This window comes from Staphylococcus agnetis, assembly GCF_011466855.1.
Classification (GTDB): Bacteria; Bacillota; Bacilli; order Staphylococcales; family Staphylococcaceae; genus Staphylococcus; species Staphylococcus agnetis.
Genome location: NZ_CP045927.1, coordinates 2,345,099 through 2,368,846, shown reverse-complemented (window position 1 = coordinate 2,368,846; position 23,748 = coordinate 2,345,099). Strand labels below are relative to the sequence as shown.

Annotated in this window: 11 protein-coding genes and 4 pseudogenes; 9 read left to right on the top strand and 6 right to left on the bottom strand. The window is 37.2% G+C overall.

The features are described from left to right. Positions 1-35 precede the first annotated feature (35 nt). Both GJE18_RS12400 and GJE18_RS12395 read right to left on the bottom strand, forming a co-directional pair. A pseudogene (locus GJE18_RS12400) lies at positions 36-1,439 on the bottom strand (SdrD B-like domain-containing protein); the annotation flags it as partial. A 3-nt stretch (positions 1,440-1,442) separates the two neighbouring features. Beyond that, positions 1,443-4,742: pseudogene (locus tag GJE18_RS12395) on the bottom strand (SdrD B-like domain-containing protein); the annotation flags it as partial. A 94-nt stretch (positions 4,743-4,836) separates the two neighbouring features. On the opposite strand from GJE18_RS12395, the gene GJE18_RS12235 reads away from it, so the two are divergent. Beyond that, positions 4,837-5,367 carry a hypothetical protein gene (locus tag GJE18_RS12235; RefSeq protein ID WP_107378679.1) on the top strand — a complete coding sequence of 177 codons (531 nt, stop codon included), beginning with the start codon at positions 4,837-4,839 and terminating at the stop codon, positions 5,365-5,367. A gap of 143 nt (positions 5,368-5,510) precedes the next feature. Here the strand turns inward: GJE18_RS12235 and GJE18_RS12385 are convergent. Further along, positions 5,511-5,588, bottom strand: a pseudogene (locus tag GJE18_RS12385) (YSIRK-type signal peptide-containing protein); the annotation flags it as partial. Between the two features lie 642 nt (positions 5,589-6,230). On the opposite strand from GJE18_RS12385, the gene GJE18_RS11755 reads away from it, so the two are divergent. From GJE18_RS11755 to GJE18_RS11730, 6 genes and pseudogenes are all read left to right on the top strand, one after another. Continuing rightward, positions 6,231-6,809, top strand: a complete 579-nt coding sequence (locus GJE18_RS11755; RefSeq protein WP_107368448.1) for a helix-turn-helix domain-containing protein — start codon at positions 6,231-6,233, stop codon at positions 6,807-6,809. A gap of 12 nt (positions 6,810-6,821) precedes the next feature. Further along, entirely contained in the window at positions 6,822-7,238 is a 417-nt protein-coding gene (locus GJE18_RS11750) for a cytidine deaminase (protein WP_165886165.1), read from the top strand. A 372-nt stretch (positions 7,239-7,610) separates the two neighbouring features. After that, complete coding sequence (locus tag GJE18_RS11745) at positions 7,611-8,399, top strand: tandem-type lipoprotein (protein WP_107368446.1); 789 nt, start codon at positions 7,611-7,613, stop codon at positions 8,397-8,399. A gap of 477 nt (positions 8,400-8,876) precedes the next feature. Further along, a complete protein-coding gene (locus tag GJE18_RS11740) occupies positions 8,877-9,674 on the top strand; it encodes a tandem-type lipoprotein (RefSeq protein WP_107376523.1) in 798 nt (265 codons plus the stop codon). A gap of 129 nt (positions 9,675-9,803) precedes the next feature. After that, a pseudogene (locus GJE18_RS11735) lies at positions 9,804-10,589 on the top strand (tandem-type lipoprotein). Positions 10,590-10,994: 405 nt separating this feature from the next. Further along, the gene (locus tag GJE18_RS11730) at positions 10,995-12,659 is read left to right on the top strand and encodes a coiled-coil domain-containing protein (protein ID WP_107368753.1); all 1,665 of its coding nucleotides are present in this window, start codon (positions 10,995-10,997) and stop codon (positions 12,657-12,659) included. A 51-nt stretch (positions 12,660-12,710) separates the two neighbouring features. On the opposite strand, the gene GJE18_RS11725 is transcribed toward GJE18_RS11730, so the two are convergent. After that, the gene (locus tag GJE18_RS11725; protein WP_107396926.1) at positions 12,711-14,657 is read right to left on the bottom strand and encodes an amidase domain-containing protein; all 1,947 of its coding nucleotides are present in this window, start codon (positions 14,655-14,657) and stop codon (positions 12,711-12,713) included. Between the two features lie 209 nt (positions 14,658-14,866). Here GJE18_RS11725 and GJE18_RS11720 point away from each other — a divergent pair, with 209 nt between their 5' ends. Next, positions 14,867-17,674: a YhgE/Pip domain-containing protein gene (locus GJE18_RS11720; protein ID WP_165805734.1), complete on the top strand. Its 2,808-nt coding sequence runs from the start codon at positions 14,867-14,869 to the stop codon at positions 17,672-17,674. Between the two features lie 55 nt (positions 17,675-17,729). Here the strand turns inward: GJE18_RS11720 and GJE18_RS11715 are convergent, their stop codons facing one another. Further along, complete coding sequence (locus GJE18_RS11715; protein ID WP_107368756.1) at positions 17,730-18,320, bottom strand: TetR/AcrR family transcriptional regulator; 591 nt, start codon at positions 18,318-18,320, stop codon at positions 17,730-17,732. Between the two features lie 163 nt (positions 18,321-18,483). Here GJE18_RS11715 and GJE18_RS11710 point away from each other — a divergent pair, with 163 nt between their 5' ends. Then, positions 18,484-20,259, top strand: a complete 1,776-nt coding sequence (locus GJE18_RS11710) for an oleate hydratase (protein ID WP_107396924.1) — start codon at positions 18,484-18,486, stop codon at positions 20,257-20,259. A 99-nt stretch (positions 20,260-20,358) separates the two neighbouring features. Here the strand turns inward: GJE18_RS11710 and GJE18_RS11705 are convergent, their stop codons facing one another. After that, a complete protein-coding gene (locus GJE18_RS11705; protein WP_107396923.1) occupies positions 20,359-23,523 on the bottom strand; it encodes a B domain-containing protein in 3,165 nt (1,054 codons plus the stop codon). Positions 23,524-23,748: the final 225 nt, after the last annotated feature.

The following is a 23,748-nucleotide window of genomic DNA, read 5'->3' as shown; positions in this document are numbered from 1 at the left end:
GTTGGAGTTACCGTTGGTTGATAGAATCCAGAGTCGACAGTAAAGTTATCGCTATTATTAATCATGACTTTCGAAGTTAAACCATCTGAATCTAATTGGTGGTCGCCCACATGAGATTGCGTCGGTTTATAGCCGTTTGGTGTCGTAAAGGTAACGGTGTATACCCCATTTTCCAATCCTTTGAAAACATACTTGCCAGAAGCGTCAGTCGTCGTTGTTTCTGTCGAGCCATCAGGTTTTGTGAGTGTTACAGTGACGCCGGCAATACCGTGTTCATTAGAATTTTGGATGCCGTCTTTATTAGAATCGTCCCAAACATAGTCCCCGAGTTCATAAGTGGCAGGCACCGGTGTCGGTTCTATTGTCGGTTGGTAAAAACCAGAATCGATGGTGAAGTTATCCCCGTCATTAATCGTTGCTTTTGTAGAAACACCGTTTGAATCTAAGTAGTGATTTCCGACATGGGATTGTGTCGGTTCATAACCTTGAGGTGTCGTAAAGGTAACGGTGTATTCTCCATTTTCCAATCCTTTGAAAACATATTTGCCAGAGGCGTCGGTTGTCGTTGTTTCTGTCGTGCCATCTGGTTTTGTGAGTGTCACAGTGACGCCAACAATACCATGTTCATTAGAATTTTGGATACCGTCTTTATTAGAATCGTTCCAAACATAGTCCCCAAGTTCATAAGTGGCAGGCACCGGTGTCGGTTCTGTCGTTGGTTGATAAAAGCCAGAATCTACAGTGTAGTTGTCATTATCATGAATTGTTGCGGTTGTAGAGACCCCATTCGAATCTAAACGGTTGTCCCCGATGTTGATTTGAGTTGGGACATAGCCATCTGGTGTCGTAAAGGTAATTGTATAGTCACCATTTTCTAAACCTTTGAAAACATATTTACCAGAAGCGTCGGTTGTCGTCGTTTCTGTCGAGCCATCTGGTTTTGTCAGTGTTACAGTGACGCCGGCAATGCCATGTTCATTAGAATTTTGGATGCCATCTTTATTCGTATCATTCCACACGTAATCCCCGAGTTCATAAGTCGCAGGTACCGGTGTTGGTTGTGAAGCGGGTTGATAGAATCCGGAATCAACGGACATGTTGTCAGCGTTATTGATTGTGGCTGTTGTGGATAATCCATTAGAGTCCAAACGATCATCACCGACATTAATTTTTGTCGGTTCATAACCTGCTGGTGTCGTAAAGGTGATCGTATAGTCACCATTTTCTAGACCGTTAAAGACGTATTTTCCAGAGGCATCGGTCGTCGTTGTTACCGTCGAGCCGTTCGGTTTCGTTAGTGTTACAGTGACGCCGGCAATGCCATGTTCATTTGAATTTTGAATGCCGTCTTTATTCGTATCGTTCCATACGTAATCGCCTAACGCATACGTGGCAGGCACGGGTGTCGGTGGTGTCACAGGTTTGTGGAACCCGGAATCGATTGTGACGTTGTCGGCATTATCTATAATAGCTGTCGTTGAAACGCCATTGGAATCTAAACGCTCATCGCCGACATTAATTGCTGTTGGCACATAGCCTTGTGGTGTGGTAAAAGTGACGGTGTATTCGCCATTTTCCAGACCGTTAAAGACATATTTTCCAGAAGCATCGGTTGTGGTTGTTACCGTTGAACCATCAGGTTTGGTTAATGTCACAATCACGCCTGCAATACCCACTTCATTCGAATTTTGAATGCCATCATTGTTAGAATCGTTCCAGACGTAATCTCCTAATTTGTATGTCGCAGGCACGGGTGTCGGTTCCGCAACAGGTTGATAGAATCCGGAATCAATCGATAAGTTATCCGCATTATCGATAGTTGCGGTTGTCGATAAGCCATTGGAATCTAAGCGGTCGTCACCGACATTAGTTAACGTTGGTTCTAATCCATGTGGTGTGGTAAAGGTCACAGTATACTCACCGTTATCTAAGCCAGTAAATAAATATTTCCCAGATGCATCGGTCGTTGTTGTTTCTGTTGTACCATCTGGTTTTGTCAATGTTACAGTAACGCCAGCAATGCCGTGTTCGTTCGAATTTTGTATACCATCTCGATTACTATCATTCCAAACATAGTCCCCTAAGTTGTGTTTACTTGCAGAAGGGATAGGGTTTGTGACAGGTTGATGGAAGCCTGAATCAATCGATAAATTATCTGCATTGTTGATAACGACAGTTGTAGACAAGCCGTCTGAATCTAAGCGATCGTCACCAACGTTAATACGTGTTGGTACATAGCCTTGTGGTGTGGTAAAAGTCACCGTGTATTCGCCGTTTTGTAAATCTGTAAAGACATATTTCCCAGACGCGTCGGTCGTTGTCGTTTCTGTCGTACCATCAGGTTTTGTGAGTGTGACGACAACGCCAGCGATACCGACTTCATTGGAGTTTTGGATACCATCGTTGTTAGAGTCATTCCAAACGTAATCGCCTAATTTATATGTGGCAGGCACAGGTGTCGGTTCAACGGTTGGGCGATAAAATCCCGAATCGATGGTGAAATTGTCTGCATTATTGATTTTTACAGTTGTTGATAAGCCATCAGAGTCTAAATGTGTATCGCCAACATGGGTTGCGGTCGGTTCGAACCCTGTTGGTGTCGTAAAGGTCACTGTGTAGTCACCGTTTTGAAGTCCTGTAAAAACATATCTTCCAGACGCGTCGGTCGTCGTCGTTGCTGTCGAACCATCGGGTTTGGTTAATGTCACCGTGACGCCAGAAATCCCGACTTCATTGGAATTTTGAATTCCGTCTTTATTGGAGTCATTCCAAACGTAATCCCCAATCTCGTATGTGGCAGGCACGGGTGCTGGCGTGCTTGTAGGTTGATAAAACCCTGAATCGATGGTGAAATTGTCTGCGTTTTGAATTATAGCAGTAGTAGATAAACCATCAGAATCAAGACGATAATCACCAACATGCGTTGCGGTCGGCTCAAATCCTGCCGGTGTCTTAAACGTCACCGTATACGTGCCATTTTGAAGTCCTTTAAACACATATTTCCCAGTGGCATCCGTCGTTGTGGTAACCGTTGAACCATCGGGTTTGGTTAATGTGACTGTGACGCCAGAAATCCCGACTTCATTGGAATTTTGGATTCCGTCCTTATTGGAATCATTCCAGACATAGTCGCCGAGTTCGTACGTAGCGGGTACGGGTGTCGGTTCGACAGTAGGTTGATAGAATCCAGAGTCCACAGAATAATTGTCGTTGTTGTTAATGGTTGCGGTCGTTGATAAACCGTTAGAATCTAAACGACTATCGCCGATATTTATTTTGGTCGGTTCAAATCCCGCTGGTGTAGTAAACGTTACCGTATATGTGCCGTTTTCAAGGCCGGTAAAGACATATTTCCCAGACGCATTCGTTGTCGTTGTCACAGTAGAACCATCGGGCTTAGTTAATGTAACTTTGACACCGGCAATCCCGACTTCATTGGAATTTTGAATTCCGTCCTTATTGGAATCATTCCAGACATAGTCACCGAGCTCATACGTAGCAGGGACTGGCGTTGGTTCAGGAGTAGGTTGATAAAAGCCAGAGTCAATCGTAAAATTATCCGCTCCGTTGATTGTTACGTCTACAATCTCACCATTGGAATCAATCGTTCTATCCGTACCTGACCCCACCGCTGTAGGAAGATATCCTTCTGGAGGAACAAATTCAATTGTATAGGTACCATTCGGCAAACCAGTAAATAAGTAGTTTCCGTAATTGTCTGTCACACCTGTTTTTACAACATCACCGTTGCTGTTTCTAAGTGTTACGACGACGTCTTCAATCGGGTCTTCACCTTCATCTTGAATGCCGTTTTGATTCGCATCATTCCAGACATAGTCTCCTAAACGATACGTTTTTACCGTGCCATCACCGGTACCAGAGCTCGTTTCGACCAAAAAGCCATTATCAAAATTATAATTTGAGGTATAGTTCTTTTGATCTGTCGCAATGAGTGTGGCTCTTGTTGATAAATCATTGCTGTGGTTAGGATCAAAATGAGCGTCCATCACCACAACAAAAGGTGTGCGGATTGCACCAAAATCGATTTCTAAGTTACCGTCAAGATTCGTATAAATCCAGCCGTTTTGATAAAATTCTGGAGCTAAATCTTGATAGCCTGCAGGATTAAAATAGTAACTGTCTGTTAACACACTTGGATCAGGCACTTGATAAATGTGAAAGTTGGTAGTGTTGTAATCAATTAAGGCATTACTATTAGGTGTATCTTTCCCCATAATTAACCGTGCAGCGCTTAAGTCTACATTTTTAGGGTTTACGTAAATAACTTCTGTAAACGTGTTGTTTTTTTCTGTTCCATCTACACGGGTAATCATCGTATCGACAGAAGATGGATAGACCCCATAATCATGATTGTCGTATGTGTAAGTAATGGATGTAGAGAAAGGTTCTCCAGCTAAATTATAGTCCAATGGATACGTGCCTGATTTTTGTGCGGTTTTACGATCGGCAAATTGTGCTAAGTTAAAGGTTCCGGAAATGTTTTCTTTGTCATTCACCCAATCTGTAAACGTATAAGTCAATGTTTTGGTATTGGTATCATAGACACCATTCGCAATGACATAACCTGCAGGAGAGTACAAATCAATCGGAAATTGATTGTTAGATGCTGAGAAATCTAATTCTCCATTGAGATTAGCGTAAGTGGGCATTTGAATTGTAAAATAGTCCCCTCCGTTTACTTTTCCATTGACGACATAATCTGCAGTTAAGCGGAAATTACCACTTTGGTTTGGGTCGATGGTTGTTTTAGAAATTTTAGGGTTTGTTACAGTGACTAATTGATTTACGTTTGCTCCCGATGTTGCGGCTAAAGTCGTGACAGTAGGAGAAGCGGTCATTAAACTAAAAGAACGTAATGTCGGTGTCGTTTCAGCCGTTGTCGCTATCGTAGTCGGACCATTATTGCTTGAAGATGGCCCTGTCGTCACTGGATTTGATAACGAAGTCGCTGAAGTTGGTTCTGCAGCAGTAACTGTATTATTTGGTTGTGTTGGCATGGCATTGACAGAAGCAGTGTTAGACGTTGATGTGGATGAACTTGTCGTGCTAGCAGTTGAAGTGTTTGTCTCAGAAGTAGCCGTTGTCGAGGTGCTTTGTGGTGAAGTGTTCGAATTTGATGTTGTCGTATGTGTCGTGTCTGTTACTGTTGTATTTGTATTTGGCGAAGATGCTGAAGTGGAAGTGTCTGTCGTCGTACTTGATGTTGCTGGAGCTGTCGTTGTCGTTGATGTTGAGGTATTTGTAGAACTTACTGTAGAAGCAGTGGCCGTTGATGTGGAAGTATCTGTCGCATTGGCAGTAGACATTGATGTGTCTGGTAGCGTTGTAGGATTTGAATTTGATTGATTTGTGGTTGATGTCGTGTTTGTCGATGTAGAACTCGTTGTTGGAGACGATGTAGAAGACGTGGTATTTGGTGCGGTACTCGCAGTACTTTCAGCCGCTTTTGCCTCTTCATTCGATCCCATTAATAAAAATGTCCCCAATAGAATAGAAGCAGTACCTACAGTGAATTTTCGAACTGCGTACCGATTTTGTCTATTCGGAAGAAAATCGTATTTCTTCATGTAATTCCCCCATTTGTTTACAATAGTATATTTTAATAGTTACTCGAATAATGTATAAATATGGTCAAAATGTGTACAATATGAATCGCACGGCTATTTGATATGATATTTTATTTCTGTTTTAAAACAGACGAGTAACGCATAAATCAGTATAGCAGAATATTTAGGGAATTCAATAGATTCAAAATTTTTATTTTTTAAAGATATTTTAAAAATGTCTTTAACTAAAAATAAGCGTTTATACGGCGTTTTTTAAAAGGAATTAATATGTGATAATAGAAAAAATGAGTCATTTGCACTATAAATGATTCAAGTTCATACGCGCTGAGAAATAAAAACGTTGTCCCTTAAATAGGAAGTAGTAATCTATCACTCACGGGATATAAAACAGGTTTAGCGCGAGTTAGTCATGGAACACTACAGCATACTTTCATGATATATCACTCACGGTTGATGTGCAGCCGTTCATGTTGAATCAGCCACAATGAGGTGATGAGATGAATCGACGTCTAATACAAGTATTATTTCCAGGGAAATGACGAGCTATAAAGACTTTTATAGTGTGATTACCTTGTTTTATTAAAAGTGTTGATGGTATGACTGATGAGAACAAGTTAGATTGAAAGCAAGGAGCGGTTGCATATGGAAGTAGGTCATCATATTAAAGCATATCGAACAGCGATGCAGTTATCTCAAAGTGACTTAGCAGAGAAAATATATGTGTCGAGTCAGACGATTTCCAATTGGGAAAATGAAAGAAGTTATCCGGATTTACAAAATTTAATATACCTATCTGAAGTGTTCAACGTTTCCTTAGATCAACTTGTTAGAGGAGATGTAGAAGAAATGAAACATAACATTGATAGCTCCAATATAGAGCGTTATGGCAATATCATGGTGATAAGTATGTTTTTAACCGCAGTTTCCTTTGCGGCAGCACTCAAGTATAGTGAAGGATGGTTTGGGTTTTTGGGACCTTTTGTCATTTGGTTAATTTCCATGTATAGTGCAATAAAAGTAGATAAAATAAAGAAGAAACATGATGTAAAAACGTATAAAGAAATCGTCGATTATATGGAAAATGGTAAGAAAACAATAACGAAAGAAAGACATCGCTTTAAAAACGGTGTAGAAACTGTTGTTGTTGTGACAGGTGTCGTGAGTGTGTTTTTACTCATTACTCTTATAAGCATATGGTTATTTAACATATTACCTTTTTAAAGGAGCATTGATATGACTATTGAAAATCAATTATATGAAGAAGCTGTGAAGTTTATTCAACATAGGTATCCCACCGGCTGGGGTGGTGCAACTGCAATGTATTCTAAACAAGGGCAAATTTATATATCGGTAGCGCCTGAGATTATAAATGCTAGCACGGCTCTATGTATAGAAACAGGTGCGATTTTAGAAGCGCATAAAAATGAGGACGTCATTACGCATAGCATTTGCGTAGTAAGAGATGATGAACATAGTGATTTTAAAATTTTAACCCCTTGTGGTATTTGTCAAGAACGTCTCCGTTATTGGGGTGGCGATGTCAAAGTTGCGGTGACAAATCCAGACAATAAATTAATATATAAACCACTAAAAACACTTCAATCCTACCATTGGAGCGAAGCATATGATGAATTAATTGATTACAGTTAACGAAAAAAAGAAACAACCAATACAGTCTTAAAATTGATTTACAATCAAACTTAAGTACAAAATATGTTAAATCCCTTTCAATAAATAATGATTGAGAGGGATTTTTAGTTTTATAGAAAAGGATAAAGAAGTAAAACAAGATAATTTAAAACATGAAATACGTTTATAAATAAGAAGTTATAAAGCTTAAAATTAATGAAAAAATATATGGATTACACAATCAATTTTCAGTATTATTAGAGTGTAATGAATATTTTAGTTTAATAAGAAACATCAGAATATTCGACCACATTTAAAAATTAAATAAATGTATTTAAAGAAATGCTTTAGTATAAAGGTTCAATTACACAAACTTATGACACGGGGGTAACTATGATACATATAAAAAAATTAAGTCTATGTATTGGTTTAGTAGTACTTACAATAATGATGGGAGGATGTGGCTTTATGAACAGTGAAAATAGTAAAGAAAACATTAATGAAACGAGTTCTGAAAAAAAGATTAAACAAAGCTTCAACAAATCATTAAAAATGTATCCGATTAAAAATCTGGAAGACTTCTATGATAAAGAAGGTTTTAGAGATGGGGAATTTGATAAAAACGATAAAGGGATTTGGGTCTTAAATTCTGAAATGGCTATACAAACTAATGGAGATGAAGATTTAAAATCTAAAGGAATGGTATTACGTATTAATAGAAATACAAGGCAAGCAGAAGGAGAATATTTTATTAGCCGCTTTAAGAATAGTAGCCATAAAGAGGAAAAATATCCGGTGAAAATGGTAAATAATAAAATTATTCCTGCAGAATCTATAGAAAATAAAAAAGTTGAAAAAGAAATAGAAAACTTTAGATTCTTTGTACAGTATGCGGATTTTAAAGATTTAAATTCATACGGTCAAGGTAATTTTGATTATAATCCGAACGTACCGAGCTATTCCGTTGAATATCAATTGTCGAATGATGACAATAATGTAAAACAATTGAGGAAGCGTTATGACATACCTTCTAAACACTCACCAAAACTATTATTTAAAGGTATAGGTGAATTCAAGGGATCTTCTATAGGATATCAGCAACTTAAAATACAGTTTGAAGCGGGAAAAAATAGAAATATTTATTTCGATGATTTAATAAAATTACAACCAAGCAGGGATTAAAATGAGTGAAAAAGAATATAAAATAACATCTGATAATATTAAAGACAATACTGAAGAAACAAGTGCCGTGTCTTTAATTAGTTATGATATAGAAAATGCAAATTTTCATACATAAGGTAAAGACATCAATATATATCGATAGTATGACAATCAAACATAATCCCAAAGTATGTAAAATCCCTTTCAATAAACGATGATTGAGAGGGGTTTTTGTTGTATAGAAAACGATAAAGAAGCAAAACAAGAAAAATTAAAACATGAAATAGGTTTATAAATAAGAAGTTATAAAGCTTAAAATCAATAAAGAAATATATGGATTGCACAATCAATTATTAGTATTATTAGAGTGTAATGAATATTTTAGTTTAATAAGAAACATCAGAATATTTATCCGTACCTAAATATTAAATAAATGTATTCAAAGAAATGCTTTAGTATAAAGTTTCAACGACACAAGCTTATGACACGGGGGTAACTATGATACATATAAAAACAATAAGTCTCTGCATTGGTTTAGTAGTACTTACAATAATGATGGGAGGATGTGGCCTTATGAACAGTGAAAATAGTAAAGAAAATAGTAATGAAACAAGATCTGAAAAAAAGATTAAACAAAGCTTCAACAAATCATTAAAAATGTATCCGATTAAAAATCTAGAAGACTTCTATGATAAAGAAGGCTTTAGAGATTCGGAATTTAATAAGAATGATAAAGGGACGTGGCTCTTAGATTCGAGCATGGTAATTAAACGAAAAACAGATGACAAGCACATAGTTAAAGGGGTAGTTCTACGAATAAACAGAAACACGAGAACATCTGAGGGGAAATATTATATAAGTCATATAGGTGAAGGGTCTTATAAAGATGACTATGAAGAAAGCTACCCGGTTAAAATGGTTAATAATAAAATCGTTCCAACCAAAGTTATTAAAGATAAAAAAATATTAGATGAAATAGAGAAATTTAAATTTTTTGTCCAGTTTGCCAATTTCAAAGATTTAAATTCATATGGCCAAGGTCATTTTGATTATAATCCCAATGTGCCAAGTTATTCAGCAGAATATCAATTATCGAATGATGATGAAAATGTAAAACAATTGAGAAAACGGTATGATATTCCAACAAATAAAGCACCTAAATTAAAACTAAAAGGGATAGGAGAATTCAAAGGATCTTCAATAGGTTATAAAAATTTAGAAATAGTTTTTGAGAAAAATAAGGATGAAGTTATTTATTACGGTGATACGGTAGACTATCAACCAAGTGGAGAGTGATGAAAAATGTGTAAAGATGACTCCGAAATAAGAGCGGATAGTTCAAATGTAATTACTAATACTTTTAAATTCATTAATATGTATGGGCGTACTTTTATAAATCAAGACTCAACGTAAGAGGGTGGAAATATGAGTAGTTTTAAAAGATTTAGTGTTTGTATTACAACAATAATGTTAGCTTTGGTAATAGCTGGATGAGGATTTAAGAATACCGAAAATACTAAAGAAACAAGTACAGAAGGGAAGATTAAGACGAGTTTTAATAATACTCTAGAAATGTATCCTATCAAAAACCTAGAGGACTTTTATGATAAAGAAGGCTTTAGAGACGGGGAATTCGATAAGAATGATAAAGGGACTTGGGTATTAAGTTCAACGATGGCTATTGAATCAAGTAAGGGAGTGCTTGTAAGTAAAGGGATGGTCCTATTTATTGATAGAAATAAAAAAATCGCACATGGTAAATATGTCATACATAATGTTTCAGAAGATCAAAATGGAGAGTTAAAAAGTCACGAAAAAGAGTATCCTGTGAAAATGGTAAACAATAAATTCATACCTACAAAACCAATCAAAGAAACACATATAGCTAAAGAAATTGAGTCATTTAAGTTTTTTGTACAATATGCAAAGTTCAAAGATTTAAATCAGTATAACAATGGACACTTTTCGTATAATCCGAATGTGCCAAACTATTCAGCGGAATATCATTTAAGCAATGATGATTATAATGTAAAGCAATTACGCACACGTTATGATATACCAACAAATAATGCGCCTAAGTTAATTCTGAAAGGTGTAGGAGAGTTTGAAGGGAGTTCAATAGGTTATAAAACCATTGAATTTGAATTCGATAAGCGACATGGTAAGAATGTGTATTTCTCTGATAGTATTAATTTTAAACCTAGTAGATAATATCATTGAGACGTTCTATCTATATGCTTTAACATCTAATTAGGGTGATTAAGAGTAATTTGGAAAAATACGTCTAGGCGTCAACATATCAAATGTAAAAGAGGTAATAAAATTGATGCGATTTTATTACCTCTTTTTTCTATTCAATTAAAGTTTATACTTTATGAATCGTCTTATTTATATCAAGAGATTCATTTGTAGAATTTTTTAGAAAGTAACGATGCGTTAGCACGATTTGTATGATGAGAAATCCTGCGTTGATTGTCCAATATAAACCTAATGCCTGGTATAATAAAAGGTAGCCTCTTTCATCTACCTTTTATTAAATTTCTCGAATTCTTTCTCTATGATTTATTGTCATTTCCGTCTATAATGTGAATGAGTCAAATTAGAAAGGTGAAGTTTATGAAAAAGGTGAGAAACAAACATTGGCATAGTCGTAACTTGTTAAACCGTTCTTTTAAAGTGTCCAGTGCTGTATTGGTTATCTCAACAGGGTTGCTGGGTAATCATATTTCTCCCAATGTGAATGCACAAAATGTTACACATGTGAATCAACAACCATCTCTGGAAGCATATATTCAACAACGTCAAGCTGAAGTAAAGCAGTGGCGAATGTTAACAGATCAACAAAAGGCACAATTGTCGTCAGATTTGAGCCAGGCGAAAAGCATTGATGCGATTGATCGTTTATTAAACGAGGTTAAATCAACTTCGACGCAAAATACGCGTCAATTAGAAGAGGCACGTGTGATACGTGAACAATTGAACAACAATATGGACCGTTTTTTTGCCGAACTCAATCACTCAGTTAATAAAGTTGATGGGGGTAAACTAAATGATGTGAACCTCGATACTACGACATCTGCACGTCATTTGCTGGATGAATTGAATCAAAAAGACCCTAAAAGCAGTGATATTAAAACAGATATTCAACAATTGTTAGCGTTACCTAATGGGGCGATGGCGTTCGACAATTACGTTGCTACGAAAACAGAAAGTTTAAAGGCGTTTGAGGCAAGACTTGTGCAACAACCGAATTTATCTGAGGAGCGTAAAGCGTTATTATCGAAAGAAATTGATGCGATAAAACATCAATTAAACACGCAAAATGATCTTGTGCTAAATCGATTGAAGTCAAGCAGCCATAAAACAGAAGCGGTGACATCGTTAATCAGACAAACATTTAATGATAGAGAAGCAGATACGATTTTAAAGCGTGTACAAACGAAAGATAAAACGGATGCGCAAATCGCAAACCAGTTGGTCAGTGAGTTTGATCGCTTATCGGCACATTCTAGTGATGATGTATTGCGTTCAATGATTGACAATACATCAAATCCTCAAGAATTGCTTGAGGCGTTGCTTTCCACACGATATGATACAGTTGAAGCGGCTAAAATAGCGTCTGACATTTTAAAAGGGCATCCGAATAGCGCGCAAATTGTAAATCGTTTAAAACAACGCTACGGACCACATATGACAGGCGATGACATTTTAGAAAATGTGTTAGATCAAGCGCATGATAAGCGTCAAGCCCTTGAAACGATACTCGGATCACAGTTCAATGATGAGACAGCGCGAGCGCTTGCGAAACGAATCGCGAATAAGGCAGATTCGCGCGCAGCATTGTTAAAACAGTTAAAGTCAGATGCGGATGGACGTCTTAATGATATCATTAAAGCGAAAAATGACCTTGACCGCATAAAAGTACAAATCGATAAAATGATAGGATTTTTAAAAGGCATGGATGGCGTTTTAAATGACCATTTACGCGGAGGGCAGTCTCACCTGTTAAATCCCTTTGGTTTATTTGACCGTGCGTTGAGCGGAAAAAGTATTTTAGACCGTATTCCGGATATCCCGAATCCTACACAAGGACGTGCGTTATCTCTAATTAAGCCATCGGATGACTTTTTAAGTGGACTATTTGACCATGAAGGTAATTTTGACTTACCTGCTGCAGGTCGAGTGGCAAAACAAACCTTACTACCATTCGGCATTGCGCTCATCCTACTTGGTAGTGTAGTGATTTGGTTCACTAAACGCCATAAATCGAAAAACTCATAATGACATTAAAGACTCCAGATGAGTTTACCACTCACTGGAGCCTTTTTATGGTTATTTACCTTTAATATATGATAATAATTCGGCATCGGATGCATCAATGGTGCGGTAAGAAATCACACCCAATCCTTTAACATTGGATTCTGAAATGACGATAGAACCGTCTGAATTGACTTTTTCAACGAAAGCCACGTGCCCATAGTATGCATCAGCGCCAAGTTGACCAGGTTCGAAGACGACAGCGCTGTGTTCAGATGGAATTGAACGGACACTGTAACCATCATTGGCTGCGTGTTGATCCCAATCGCGCGCATTACCTAAATGACCACCGATATGAAGACCAAATTGCGCCATACGATTGTAGACATACCATGTACATTGACCTTGAGGGTACGCCGCTCCACTAGCAGCTTCAGTAAATGGTTTGAAATGAGAAGCTGACGCCTCATGTGCTACGGTAAAGTTTGATATATCAGGCATGGATGTATGATCAAATTGTGTTAAGTTGTAATGTTTAATAATACTATTTAACTTATCTGCATAATGCGAGTCTGTCGCGTAAGTTGTCGCAAGATGTGCTGTGGCATCTTTAAAAGTTGTAGTGTCACTTTTCCAAGTTGGTTTGTAGATGTATGGATTTCCATCAATGCCGTTTTTAATTAAATCTGCGTAGTCCTGAAGGGAAGCTTTTTCATCTGGATAGCTCCGGAAAGATGCTGAAATTTGATATAACGCACCTCCGTTATCTTCTAACGTATTAAATGTAGCCGAGTGCCCGTGATATGTACCTTTAATCCCAAACAAGTTGTAGTGAGGCGCACGTGCCAATGCGCTGTTACCGGAATCTGATTCTAATATGGCTTGAGCAATCATCACAGATGCGTAAATATTTTCTTTCTGTCCGATATCATGCGCATCTTTTGCGATGGATTTAATAAATGCCCGTGTATCTTTGTTCTCTGTAACGATGTACGGGTTAGACGTTGATGACGTATTTGAAGTTTGAGGTAACGTGACGAATGTTGCTCTTGATCTGAAGTTGGAAGCTTTCACACCGTCTTCAAAAGATTGTTTTGGTGTTTCACTATGTTTGATTTCTTTTTGAGACGGTAACTGTGTATTTGTTTCGTTTGAATGTTTAGGTGAGTTGCCTTTTTTAGCGTCCACTTGGGTTGTCTTTGGATCAGGTGTCGTTTTCTTATCTTTGCCATATGCATCGATGAGCGCATCGTCAATGTGGTCGTTGGCCGTTGATGATGTCTCATTGCTTTCAGCATCTTGACCTTCAATATGTTTGTCTTCTGAAGTTGGCGCTTCGTTAGATGACGTCTCATCGTGCTTGCTATCAGGCGTTTCTGAAAATGTATCCTTATCACTCGGTTGGTTAGACTGAATCTTATCCGTAATGTTGTCGAGTTCATTCGCTACTGCTTGGTCTTCTTCAGAGAGATGACTGTTATCTCGTGAGGATTCAGATGTTGCTTCTGATGGAGATGCGTCATGTTCTGATGAAGGCACCTCTGTTTTCGTCGTTTCATTCGTAGTAGGATCAACGTCTGAATGCGCAGCTGATGGTGTTGGTTGCGCCAGGATAGCGTCGTTTTCTGATGTGTTAGCGTCTTTAGAAATCGTATTTGAAGGTGGGTCTAAAGCGAGCCAATTGTCCCAAAAGTGCGTCGAATGTTCTGTTGTAGGGTTGAATATGCCTAAAGGATGATTCAACGTATTTATCCATGATGGTAATAATGAAGAAGATGTCGTCTTTTTAGTTTTTTCTTTTTTAGTTTGAGACGATGTTTGTTGTTTCTCAGCCTTTTCTTTCTCATCTTTAGGCGTTTCATCAGTTCCATTTTTATCGATAGACGTCTCTGAAGAAGTGCTTTCTAATGTCGATGTTTCAGATGACGGGTTATCAGTTGCTGCATGAATCGTATGCACAGAATATGAAGGGAAGACTAATGTTGTTGAAAGCATACAGATGAGCAGTTTATGTGTCTTCATAGCGCTACCTCTCTTTAAAATTTAATCTTTATCTATGTACAAATGATAGTTGGAATTGTTAAAATGTGAATACTTGACAATAAGGTTGATGAACATCAACTTTATTTACTACACAACGTAACGAGACCATTATACCAATTTACTGGAAATATAGAAATGATAATTTGAATAATATGCATAAGAAATATAGAATAAGCTTGAGGTGCAAAATGAAAAACGCGATAAAATTATTTAAGATGGATTTGAAGAAAATTGTTAAAGCACCAGCAGTGTTCGTCATTCTTGCAGGGCTTGCGCTTCTCCCTTCTTTTTATGCATGGTTTAATTTAGACGCCAACTGGGATCCATATGGAAATACAAAAAACATAAAAGTTGCGGTCGTTAATGAGGACGAAGGAGATAAAGTGAGAGGCAAATCGTTGAATGTAGGCGATACTGTGGTGGAACAATTGAAAAAGGATGACCATTTCGATTGGGAGTTCGTCAGTCGTGAAAAAGCGGATCACGATTTACGAATGGGTAAATACTATGCGGCGATATACATACCTAAGGCGTTCACCCATCAAATTACCGGTACTCTTCGTAAAAAACCAGAACGGGCAAACATCGAATATAAAGTCAATCAAAAATTAAATGCGATTGCGCCAAAAATGACCAATGCTGGAACGAGTGCCATCGTTCAAAAAGCGAATGATAAATTTAATGAAACGGTAACGAAAGCATTATTAAAAGAAGCCAATCGTTTAGGTATTAAATTAGAAAATGAAATTCCAACCATTAATAAAATTAAAGATGCGGTTGCTACAGCAAATAATGCAGTGCCAAAAGTAAATGAAGTTGCCAAAAAGATTTTATATCTTGATGAACATCAAAATGAAATCGATCAAAAAGCGAATGAATTTAGAAACCTGGGGCGCTATAAAGGTGACGTTTTAAATGCGGTCGATAAATTGAATCAGGTGAACAATGCGGTGCCAGCCCTCAATGAGCGGGCCAAATTGATTCTCGCTTTGAATGCGTATATGCCGAACATTAAGCAAGCATTGAATGTTGCGGCAAATGATGTGCCACAAGCATTTCCTAAAATCAATCGCGGTGTCGATATAGCGAGTCAAGGCGTTGACCAAGGTTTACAAGGACTAAATGAAGCAGAACGCTTTTTAAATGATATTGATCAACGTGTGGGGCATGTCAACAATCAACGACAAAACACGCCACAAGCAAACACGCAAAAGCATATTCAAACAGCACCACAAAGTGCGCCAATGAATCGTGGGCATATTCAAACGACTCAGTTGAGTACGACCGGTCAAACGCCTTCAAATGGAGTGTATGATGCCAATGACACGAATGCGATGGCTTCGGCGTTGTCACAAGCATTATTATCGATGTCGAATCAAGCGGATCAACAAGTACAAAGTAGCCAACAAAATATCAAAGCATTAGAAAATGTGTTGTATGGTGTCATGGCGTCAAACCAACCGAAAGATTTTGTACCAACGTTAGACCATTTAAAATCGAGATTAGAACTCACAAGCAAATCGAATCAACAGCTCATAGACACATTAACTGATCTTGAAAATAGCGAAGGCGTAGACCTTTCGTCAGAAATTAAAGCGTTGGAAACAACAAACAACAATGTGAATAATTCAATTAAGAAAATCAATCAACTAAGCACGGCATTATCAAATGGCAGTTCGGGTAAGGCTGAAGCTATAGATTTATTGAAACAATTATCAAAAGTGAATGCGAGTTTAGAAGAATTAAGTCAATTCATCCAACAAGACTTAAATCAAAAATTGTCTGACGTGGCTCAAACGATCATTGCGTCTTTAAATAATGGACATATCTCGCTATCCACACTGCAATCCAAATTAAACACGATTCATCAAATTATAGATAATGGTCAGTCAATTTTACAAAATGCGAAGTCTCGATTAAATGTGATTCAAAGTGAATTGCCACTCATCGAACAACGTTATATTGACGCGATGTCCATCGCACAACGCTATTTCCCACAACTTGAAAACGATGTTGCGAAAGCTGCCGCGTTTGTGGGAAATGACTTGCCAGCATTAGAACAACGTTTAGCAGATACAACGGCAACGGCGAATCAAAATGTACCGAATTTATTTAGTCGTTATGATCAACTCGTGCGTTTACTCAATGAAAACCAACCACAAGCGAAACGAGACTTACACCAACTGGCTGAATTTATACGCAACGATTTGCCAGGCGTTGAAAAGGATTTAGCGAAAGCGGACAAATTATTTAAAGAAATTGATAAAGACGATACAGTAAATAAATTAGTTGACTTATTGAAAAATGATTTGAAAAAACAGGCGGATGTGATTGCGAATCCGATAAAAATTAACCAAGAAGATATCTTCCCAGTGAAAGATTATGGTTCTGCAAGTACGCCATTCTATACAGCGCTTGCGGTATGGGTGGGGGCACTCTTAATGGTTAGTTTATTAACAACAGATAATAAACATAAAGCGTTAGACTACTTGTCGAAACGTGAAATTTATTTAGGCAAACTTGGCCTATTTTATATTATTGGCATCATTCAAGCATTGATTGTCTCTATAGGAGACATTGTGATATTACATGCGCAAGTTGAAAGTGTACCGTGGTTTATAGGGATTACAGTGTTATCTTCGTTAGTGTTTGTGACGATTGTATACACGCTTGTGTCACTACTTGGTAACCCAGGTAAAGCATTAGCTATTATATTATTGGTTTTACAAATTGCCGGTGGTGGAGGCACATTCCCAATTGAAGTCACACCAGAATTTTTCCAAAAACTGCATCCATTTATCCCATTCTCATATGCTATTGACGCATTAAGGGAAGCAGTAGGCGGCTATGTCCCAGTGATATTAACACGCAAAATCGTTACCTTGATTGCATTTGGTGTCGGGTCCTTAATTGTAGGTATTATTTTAAAACCGATTACTGACCCAATAATGAGAAAAATTGCAGCACGCGCTGAAAAAAGTGACGTGATGGAATAACATGAAGCCTTATAACGTTGAACGTGGATTCAATGTTATAAGGCTTTTTTATGTATTAAATTGATTTAAGGTGTGTCGTACGTACGCGATCAATCAGTGTCACGATGTCTGTTTTCAGGTTATCAATTGTACGCGTTGCATCGTTTTGGTTACTCCAGTTGAGCATAATACTAATAAGACCACCAGCAATAAAATGATTGAATACGTCGGTGTCAATGTCTAACCGTTTTCCAGAGAGGAGCTCTGCATGGGTTTGTTGCCGAACGGCTAAATACACTTGTTTATAAATAATAGATGTGACTTCATCATGCATATAATGAGAGATGACATGGCGTAATATGACTTGATTGTCGTAAACATATGTTAATAAATTATCGATATATTGTTCTAGACGTAACGTCGCATTGTCGCTACGTATCGCGGACACGTGTTCTTGAGTAATGCGCGTGAGGGCGTGCTCTGTTGCACAAGCGAGGAGATGATATTTGTCCTTATAATGTCTATAAAAAGTTGAACGCTGTACGAGTGCGCGATCACATAAATCTTGAACAGTAATACGGTCGAATGCTTTAGTTTTTAAAAGTTCAGTAAATGCATGCATGAATGCTTTTTGGGTTTTGAGTACACGTAAGTCTTGTTTATTCATCGTTTAACCCCCGTTTATCGAACATTTATAAAGATGTGTCGCTTATGCGACAAAAGTGCTGAATTGACGCCCAACTTTATTTCACAAGGCGTTAAAATCTAATGTGAAAGGACGATACAGTCATTATTATCGTATTTTTGAGTGAAAAAAGGAAGTGTTAACAATGTATTATAGTAAAGGTAATTACGAAGCATTTGCGCGACCTAAGAAGCCAGAAAATGTTGAAAAGAAATCCGCATACCTTGTCGGCTCAGGGCTTGCTTCACTCGCAGCAGCCTGTTTTTTAATTCGTGATGGACAAATGGAAGGAACACAAATCCATATTTTAGAAGAAATGTCTAAGCCCGGCGGCAGTCTAGATGGGGATTATTTGCCAGTCAAAGGGTATGTCGTTCGTGGTGGACGAGAAATGGAAAATCATTTTGAGTGTTTGTGGGATTTATTCAGATCAATTCCTTCTCTAGAGGTTAAAGGTGCATCAGTGTTAGATGAATTTTATTGGTTAAACAAGGAAGATCCTAATTATTCTCGATGTCGTGTCATCGAAAAGAGAGGGCAACGTTTGGCCACTGATGGTGATTTTACGTTAACACCGACAGCATTGAAAGAAATCGTTAAATTATGTTTAACAAATGAAGCGGATTTAGACGATGTAAGCATTACAGAGGTATTTTCTAAAGATTTTTTTGACTCAAATTTTTGGATTTATTGGAAAACGATGTTTGCGTTTGAACCGTGGCATTCAGCTATGGAAATGCGCCGTTATTTATTACGTTTTATACATCATATTAATGGATTAGCAGATTTCAGTTCACTAAAATTTACGAAATATAATCAATATGAGTCGTTGGTGATGCCGATGATTCATTATTTAAGAGCACATCAAGTGCAGTTTGATTATAATGTGGAAGTTGAAGATATTAAGGTTGATGTAACCACTTCTCAAAAAGTCGCAAGGGAATTACTTATTAAACGTGATGGTCAGCGTGAAACATTGAAGTTAACGCCGGATGATCTCATTTTTGTGACAAATGGAAGTATTACAGAAAGTTCTACGTATGGAGATAATTTCACACCAGCACCTCCTTCACATGAATTGGGGGGAAGTTGGAAATTGTGGCAGAATCTGGCTAAACAAAGCCCCGAATTTGGGAATCCAGAGAAATTTTTCAAAAATATCCCTCCAAAAAGTTGGTTCGTTTCTGCGACTGCAACGACGAATCATGAAAAGGTAATACGTCAAATCGAAACATTGTGTAAACGTGATCCGCTAGCAGGTAAAACGGTCACAGGAGGGATTATAACTGTACACGACTCTTCATGGCAATTAAGTTTTACAGTCAACCGACAACAACAATTTAAATCACAGCCTGAAGATCAAGTGAGTACTTGGATTTACGCATTATATTCAGACGTGAAAGGCGATTATATTAAAAAGCCCATCACAGAATGTAGTGGCCATGAAATATGCCAAGAATGGTTGTATCATATGGGAATGCCTGAAGATCAAATTGAGCAACTCGCAAAAGATGAAATTAACACAATCCCTGTTTACATGCCATATATTACAGCTTACTTTATGCCACGCGCATTAGGTGATCGTCCACGTGTAGTACCACATCAATCTCGTAACCTTGCATTTATTGGTAATTTTGCTGAAACAGAACGCGACACAGTATTTACGACGGAGTATTCAGTGAGAACCGCTATGGAAGCTGTGTATCAACTGTTAAACATTGACAGAGGCGTACCTGAAACGATTGGCACAGAATTCGACGTTCGAGAATTGATGAAAGCCATGTATCACCTAAATGATCGTAAAGGACTCTCAGAAATAACGAAAACGAACAAAGTTCAGCGGACGCTTTTCAAAGGGATAAAACGCAAAATCAAAGGCACTTATATCGAAACATTACTTAAAACGTATCATTTATTATAAATGATGCAACATAAAAAGGACACGCGCCTATCCGACTGGGATAGGACGTGTCCTTTTCTTAATGTCATTTAACCGCTCCGCTCAATAACATTAATGAGATTACTTCATAATTGAAGCAAAAAAGTTTGAAAGTGAATGAGAGAATGATGATACAGTGTCTGCTGCTGCAATGGCTGTTTTCACTGTTTTTGGATTTTGGTAAAGTGCGTATAACACTTTTCCTGTATTTAATGCTTCAGTAGCATAATTTCTTGCTTGCACATACGTGTTATAAAATACGTTTCCGTTCGGTTTAATATCAAGTGGTTTAATGTGTGTTTTTGAACCATTGCCAAGTGCCGCTAAAACAAGTTTATCGATTGTACTTTTATGTTTAAAGTACGTGTTGAAATAATATTTTGCTTGTTCATATTTCGCTTTAAATCCTTGGTGTGATTGTGCAACATTATGATAGCCTTGAGTAAAATAATTTTTCAATGATTTGTAGTAGCTTGATGTTGTTGTCTGTTGTTCGGATTGAGTTGTTTGCGTTGCTTTTGATTGTGTTGTTTTAGTTTGCGTATCCGTTTTTGATGTTGATGCCTTATTTGATGTTTTGTTTGTTTCAGGTTTTTGAAGACGTTCTTTTTCTGCTTTTTCACGATGTGTTGTAAGAATGCCATCAAGTTGTTTTTGTAATTGCGCTTGAACGTGGTGAGGTGCTTTGTTCACTTCACGTTGTGCAAAACGGTGGCTGTTTACTGAATAGTCTTTGTTTAATGCCACTAATGCTTTATTTGCAGATGCAATGCGATCATTTTGACGTGCTTCCATTGCTTCTTTTGTAACTGGGATAGCAGGGAATAACTTTTCTAATTGTTCAAGTGTTAAGTTTTTTGTACCGTTAGGTCCTAACAATTCTTCAATGAATTTCTTTTGAGCATCAGAGTGTTCATAAAGAGGATACGTAGTACCTCTTTCTTTAACATGGCTTGATTTATGCGCTTGTTGTTTGTGCGATGCGTTATCTTTAGTTACTGGGATAGCAGGGAATAACTTTTCTAATTGTTCAAGCGTTAAGTTATTTGTACCGTTAGGCCCTAACAATTCTTCAATGAATTTCTTTTGAGCATCAGAGTGTTCATAAAGAGGATACGTAGTACCTCGTTCTTTAACATGGCTTGATTTATGCGCATGTTGTTTGTGAGATGCTTTATCTTTAGCTACTGGGATAGCAGGGAATAACTTTTCTAACTTTTCAAGTGAGATGTTTTTCGTCCCGTTAGGTCCTACAAGCTCATCAATAAGGGCTTTACGTACCACATTGTCTTCATAAAGAGGATAGGCAATGGCCTCTTGATATTGATGATTGCCTTTCTTTTGAGCAGCCTCTTTTGATGCTGGAATTGTAGGGTACAAACTTTTTAATTGAGTAATAGCTAAATTGTTAAGACTTTTAGATCCAAGCAAGCGTTTTAAAACGTCTTCATTAGACTCTACATCAAGCGGATATGTAATCGCTTCTTGATATTGATGTTTTGTTTTTTGGGTACGTTTTGTTGTCTTAGTTTTTGAATGTGCTACGTTTTTTTTAGCTGCTTCTTTAGCTACTGGGATAGGAGGAAATAATTTGTCTAACTCCTCAACTGTTAAGTTTTTTGTCCCATTTGGCCCTAATAATTTTTCAATAAATTTTTTTTGAGCTTTTGTGTTTTCAAAAAGTGGGTACGTAATACCTCTCTCTTTAATTTGAGTGCCAAAGTTTTCATAAAGCGGGTACGTAATACCTCTTTCTTTAACATGGCTTGATTTATGTGCATGTCGTTTGTGTGATGCTTTAGCTCTTGGCTGAATTGTTGCGTCTTGCGCTACTGGAATAATTGGAAATGAATTAATAATATTTGGTAATTGATCATCTGTTAATGTATTGTCTCTGTTTGAATTTGTTAAATATTCAAGAGAGCCTTTTTCAGATGGTACTGAAATATTTGGTAAATGAATATTTCTAAATTGTTCAGCACTAACAGTGTTATCTTTATTTGAGCTTAATAAGTAATCTAATTTTTGTTTGTTGTTTTCAAGGTCAATTACGCTATCTTTAGTGAATCTTCGGAATTCATCTACAGATGCCGTATTTCCACTGTTAGATCCTTGTAAAGCTTTTAATTCGTTACTTTTAAGAAAATCGTCACGTCTATCAAAATCTTTTTGAGTAGGTTTAACTAAACGATTGAATTCGTGTTCTGACACTTTACTTTTTGTGTTGGCGTTTGAAAGACGATGTGATTCAATCCAAATTTGTTGTGCATGGTCAGGGTTTTTGTGAAGTTCTTTCACTAAACGTTCAAGGTCACCAATTGGTAATTTATTGTTTTCTAATAAATTAATATACGCTTTACGTTGTGCCACACGACGCTCAGGGTTGGCAACGTCTTTTGAAGCTTCAGAAAAGACATTTTGCGCTGTTTCTTTTGTTGGATTTTCATGTAATTGTTTTAAGAATTCACTACGTTGTTTTTCATCTAAACCTTTTAATTGTAAAAGAAATTGGAAGGCTTTTTGGACAACATGTTGCTCTTCTTGTTTTGCTTTAAGGTCTTGTGCTGATGGTTTGTGACCATTGTCTGGTGTTTTGTAGCTTGTTGTGTCTGCTTTACCTACATTAGTATCAGATAGAGTATGTTTGTTTTTGACATTATTAGGTACAACATTAGGTACAACGTGATGATTTGCATTGTTAATCGGTTGATCTATACTAATTAATTTTTGAAGTTCTTCTTCAGTAGCTGAGTTATCTTTGTTTTGACTTGGAACGCTGTTAGATTCAATCCAAATTTGTTGGCTGTGATCTGGATTCTCAATTATTTTTTTGATATAACGCTCACGGTCAGCTGAAGATATATCTGGATTGTTTACAACTGAAAAGTAAGCATTGCGTTGTGCTAATCGACGCTCAGGATTGTTGACGTCTTTTGTTGATTCAGAAAATACATTTTGTGCGGTTTCTTTTGTAGGATTGTCGTGTAATTGTTGTAAGAATCGACTGCGTTGTGCTTCATCAATCCCTTTTAAATGGATTAAATGATAGTAGGCACGTTGCACATCTTTATGATCATTTTGATGCGCTTGTTGTTGAGGCGCATGCTGTTGATGTGTTTGGTAATGATGCGTAGATTGTTGATGTGTAGTGTATTCTGAAGCTTTTGCTTCTCCATTAGCAACCATTGTTGCAAGTGTAAGTGTTGCTGCTCCAATTAATAATCTCGAAATGTTCTGTTTTCTCATGATGTTGTCTCCTCTGTGTGTAAAATAATCATCCCAAGCAATTAGAAGTTTAGCACGCGGACATGGGTATGGGAATTAAACGAAGCTTAAATAAATGTAAAGCATTCATTAACTAAATTAAACAAATGCTTAACTTAAATCATTAAATACTGATAATATAGCATTTTTAACAATTCGGAGTTAATTTGAAAAATGACCTTATCCGCGCATACTTAAAGACGATTA

Bases quoted from the DNA above. Each gene is read 5' to 3' on its own strand.
- GJE18_RS11755 (WP_107368448.1), top strand. From the start codon at position 6,231: ATGGAAGTAGGTCATCATATTAAAGCATATCGAACAGCGATGCAGTTA.
- GJE18_RS11750 (WP_165886165.1), top strand. From the start codon at position 6,822: ATGACTATTGAAAATCAATTATATGAAGAAGCTGTGAAGTTTATTCAA.
- GJE18_RS11745 (WP_107368446.1), top strand. From the start codon at position 7,611: ATGATACATATAAAAAAATTAAGTCTATGTATTGGTTTAGTAGTACTT.
- GJE18_RS11740 (WP_107376523.1), top strand. From the start codon at position 8,877: ATGATACATATAAAAACAATAAGTCTCTGCATTGGTTTAGTAGTACTT.
- GJE18_RS11730 (WP_107368753.1), top strand. From the start codon at position 10,995: ATGAAAAAGGTGAGAAACAAACATTGGCATAGTCGTAACTTGTTAAAC.
- GJE18_RS11725 (WP_107396926.1), bottom strand. From the start codon at position 14,657: ATGAAGACACATAAACTGCTCATCTGTATGCTTTCAACAACATTAGTC.
- GJE18_RS11720 (WP_165805734.1), top strand. From the start codon at position 14,867: ATGAAAAACGCGATAAAATTATTTAAGATGGATTTGAAGAAAATTGTT.
- GJE18_RS11715 (WP_107368756.1), bottom strand. From the start codon at position 18,320: ATGAATAAACAAGACTTACGTGTACTCAAAACCCAAAAAGCATTCATG.
- GJE18_RS11710 (WP_107396924.1), top strand. From the start codon at position 18,484: ATGTATTATAGTAAAGGTAATTACGAAGCATTTGCGCGACCTAAGAAG.
- GJE18_RS11705 (WP_107396923.1), bottom strand. From the start codon at position 23,523: ATGAGAAAACAGAACATTTCGAGATTATTAATTGGAGCAGCAACACTT.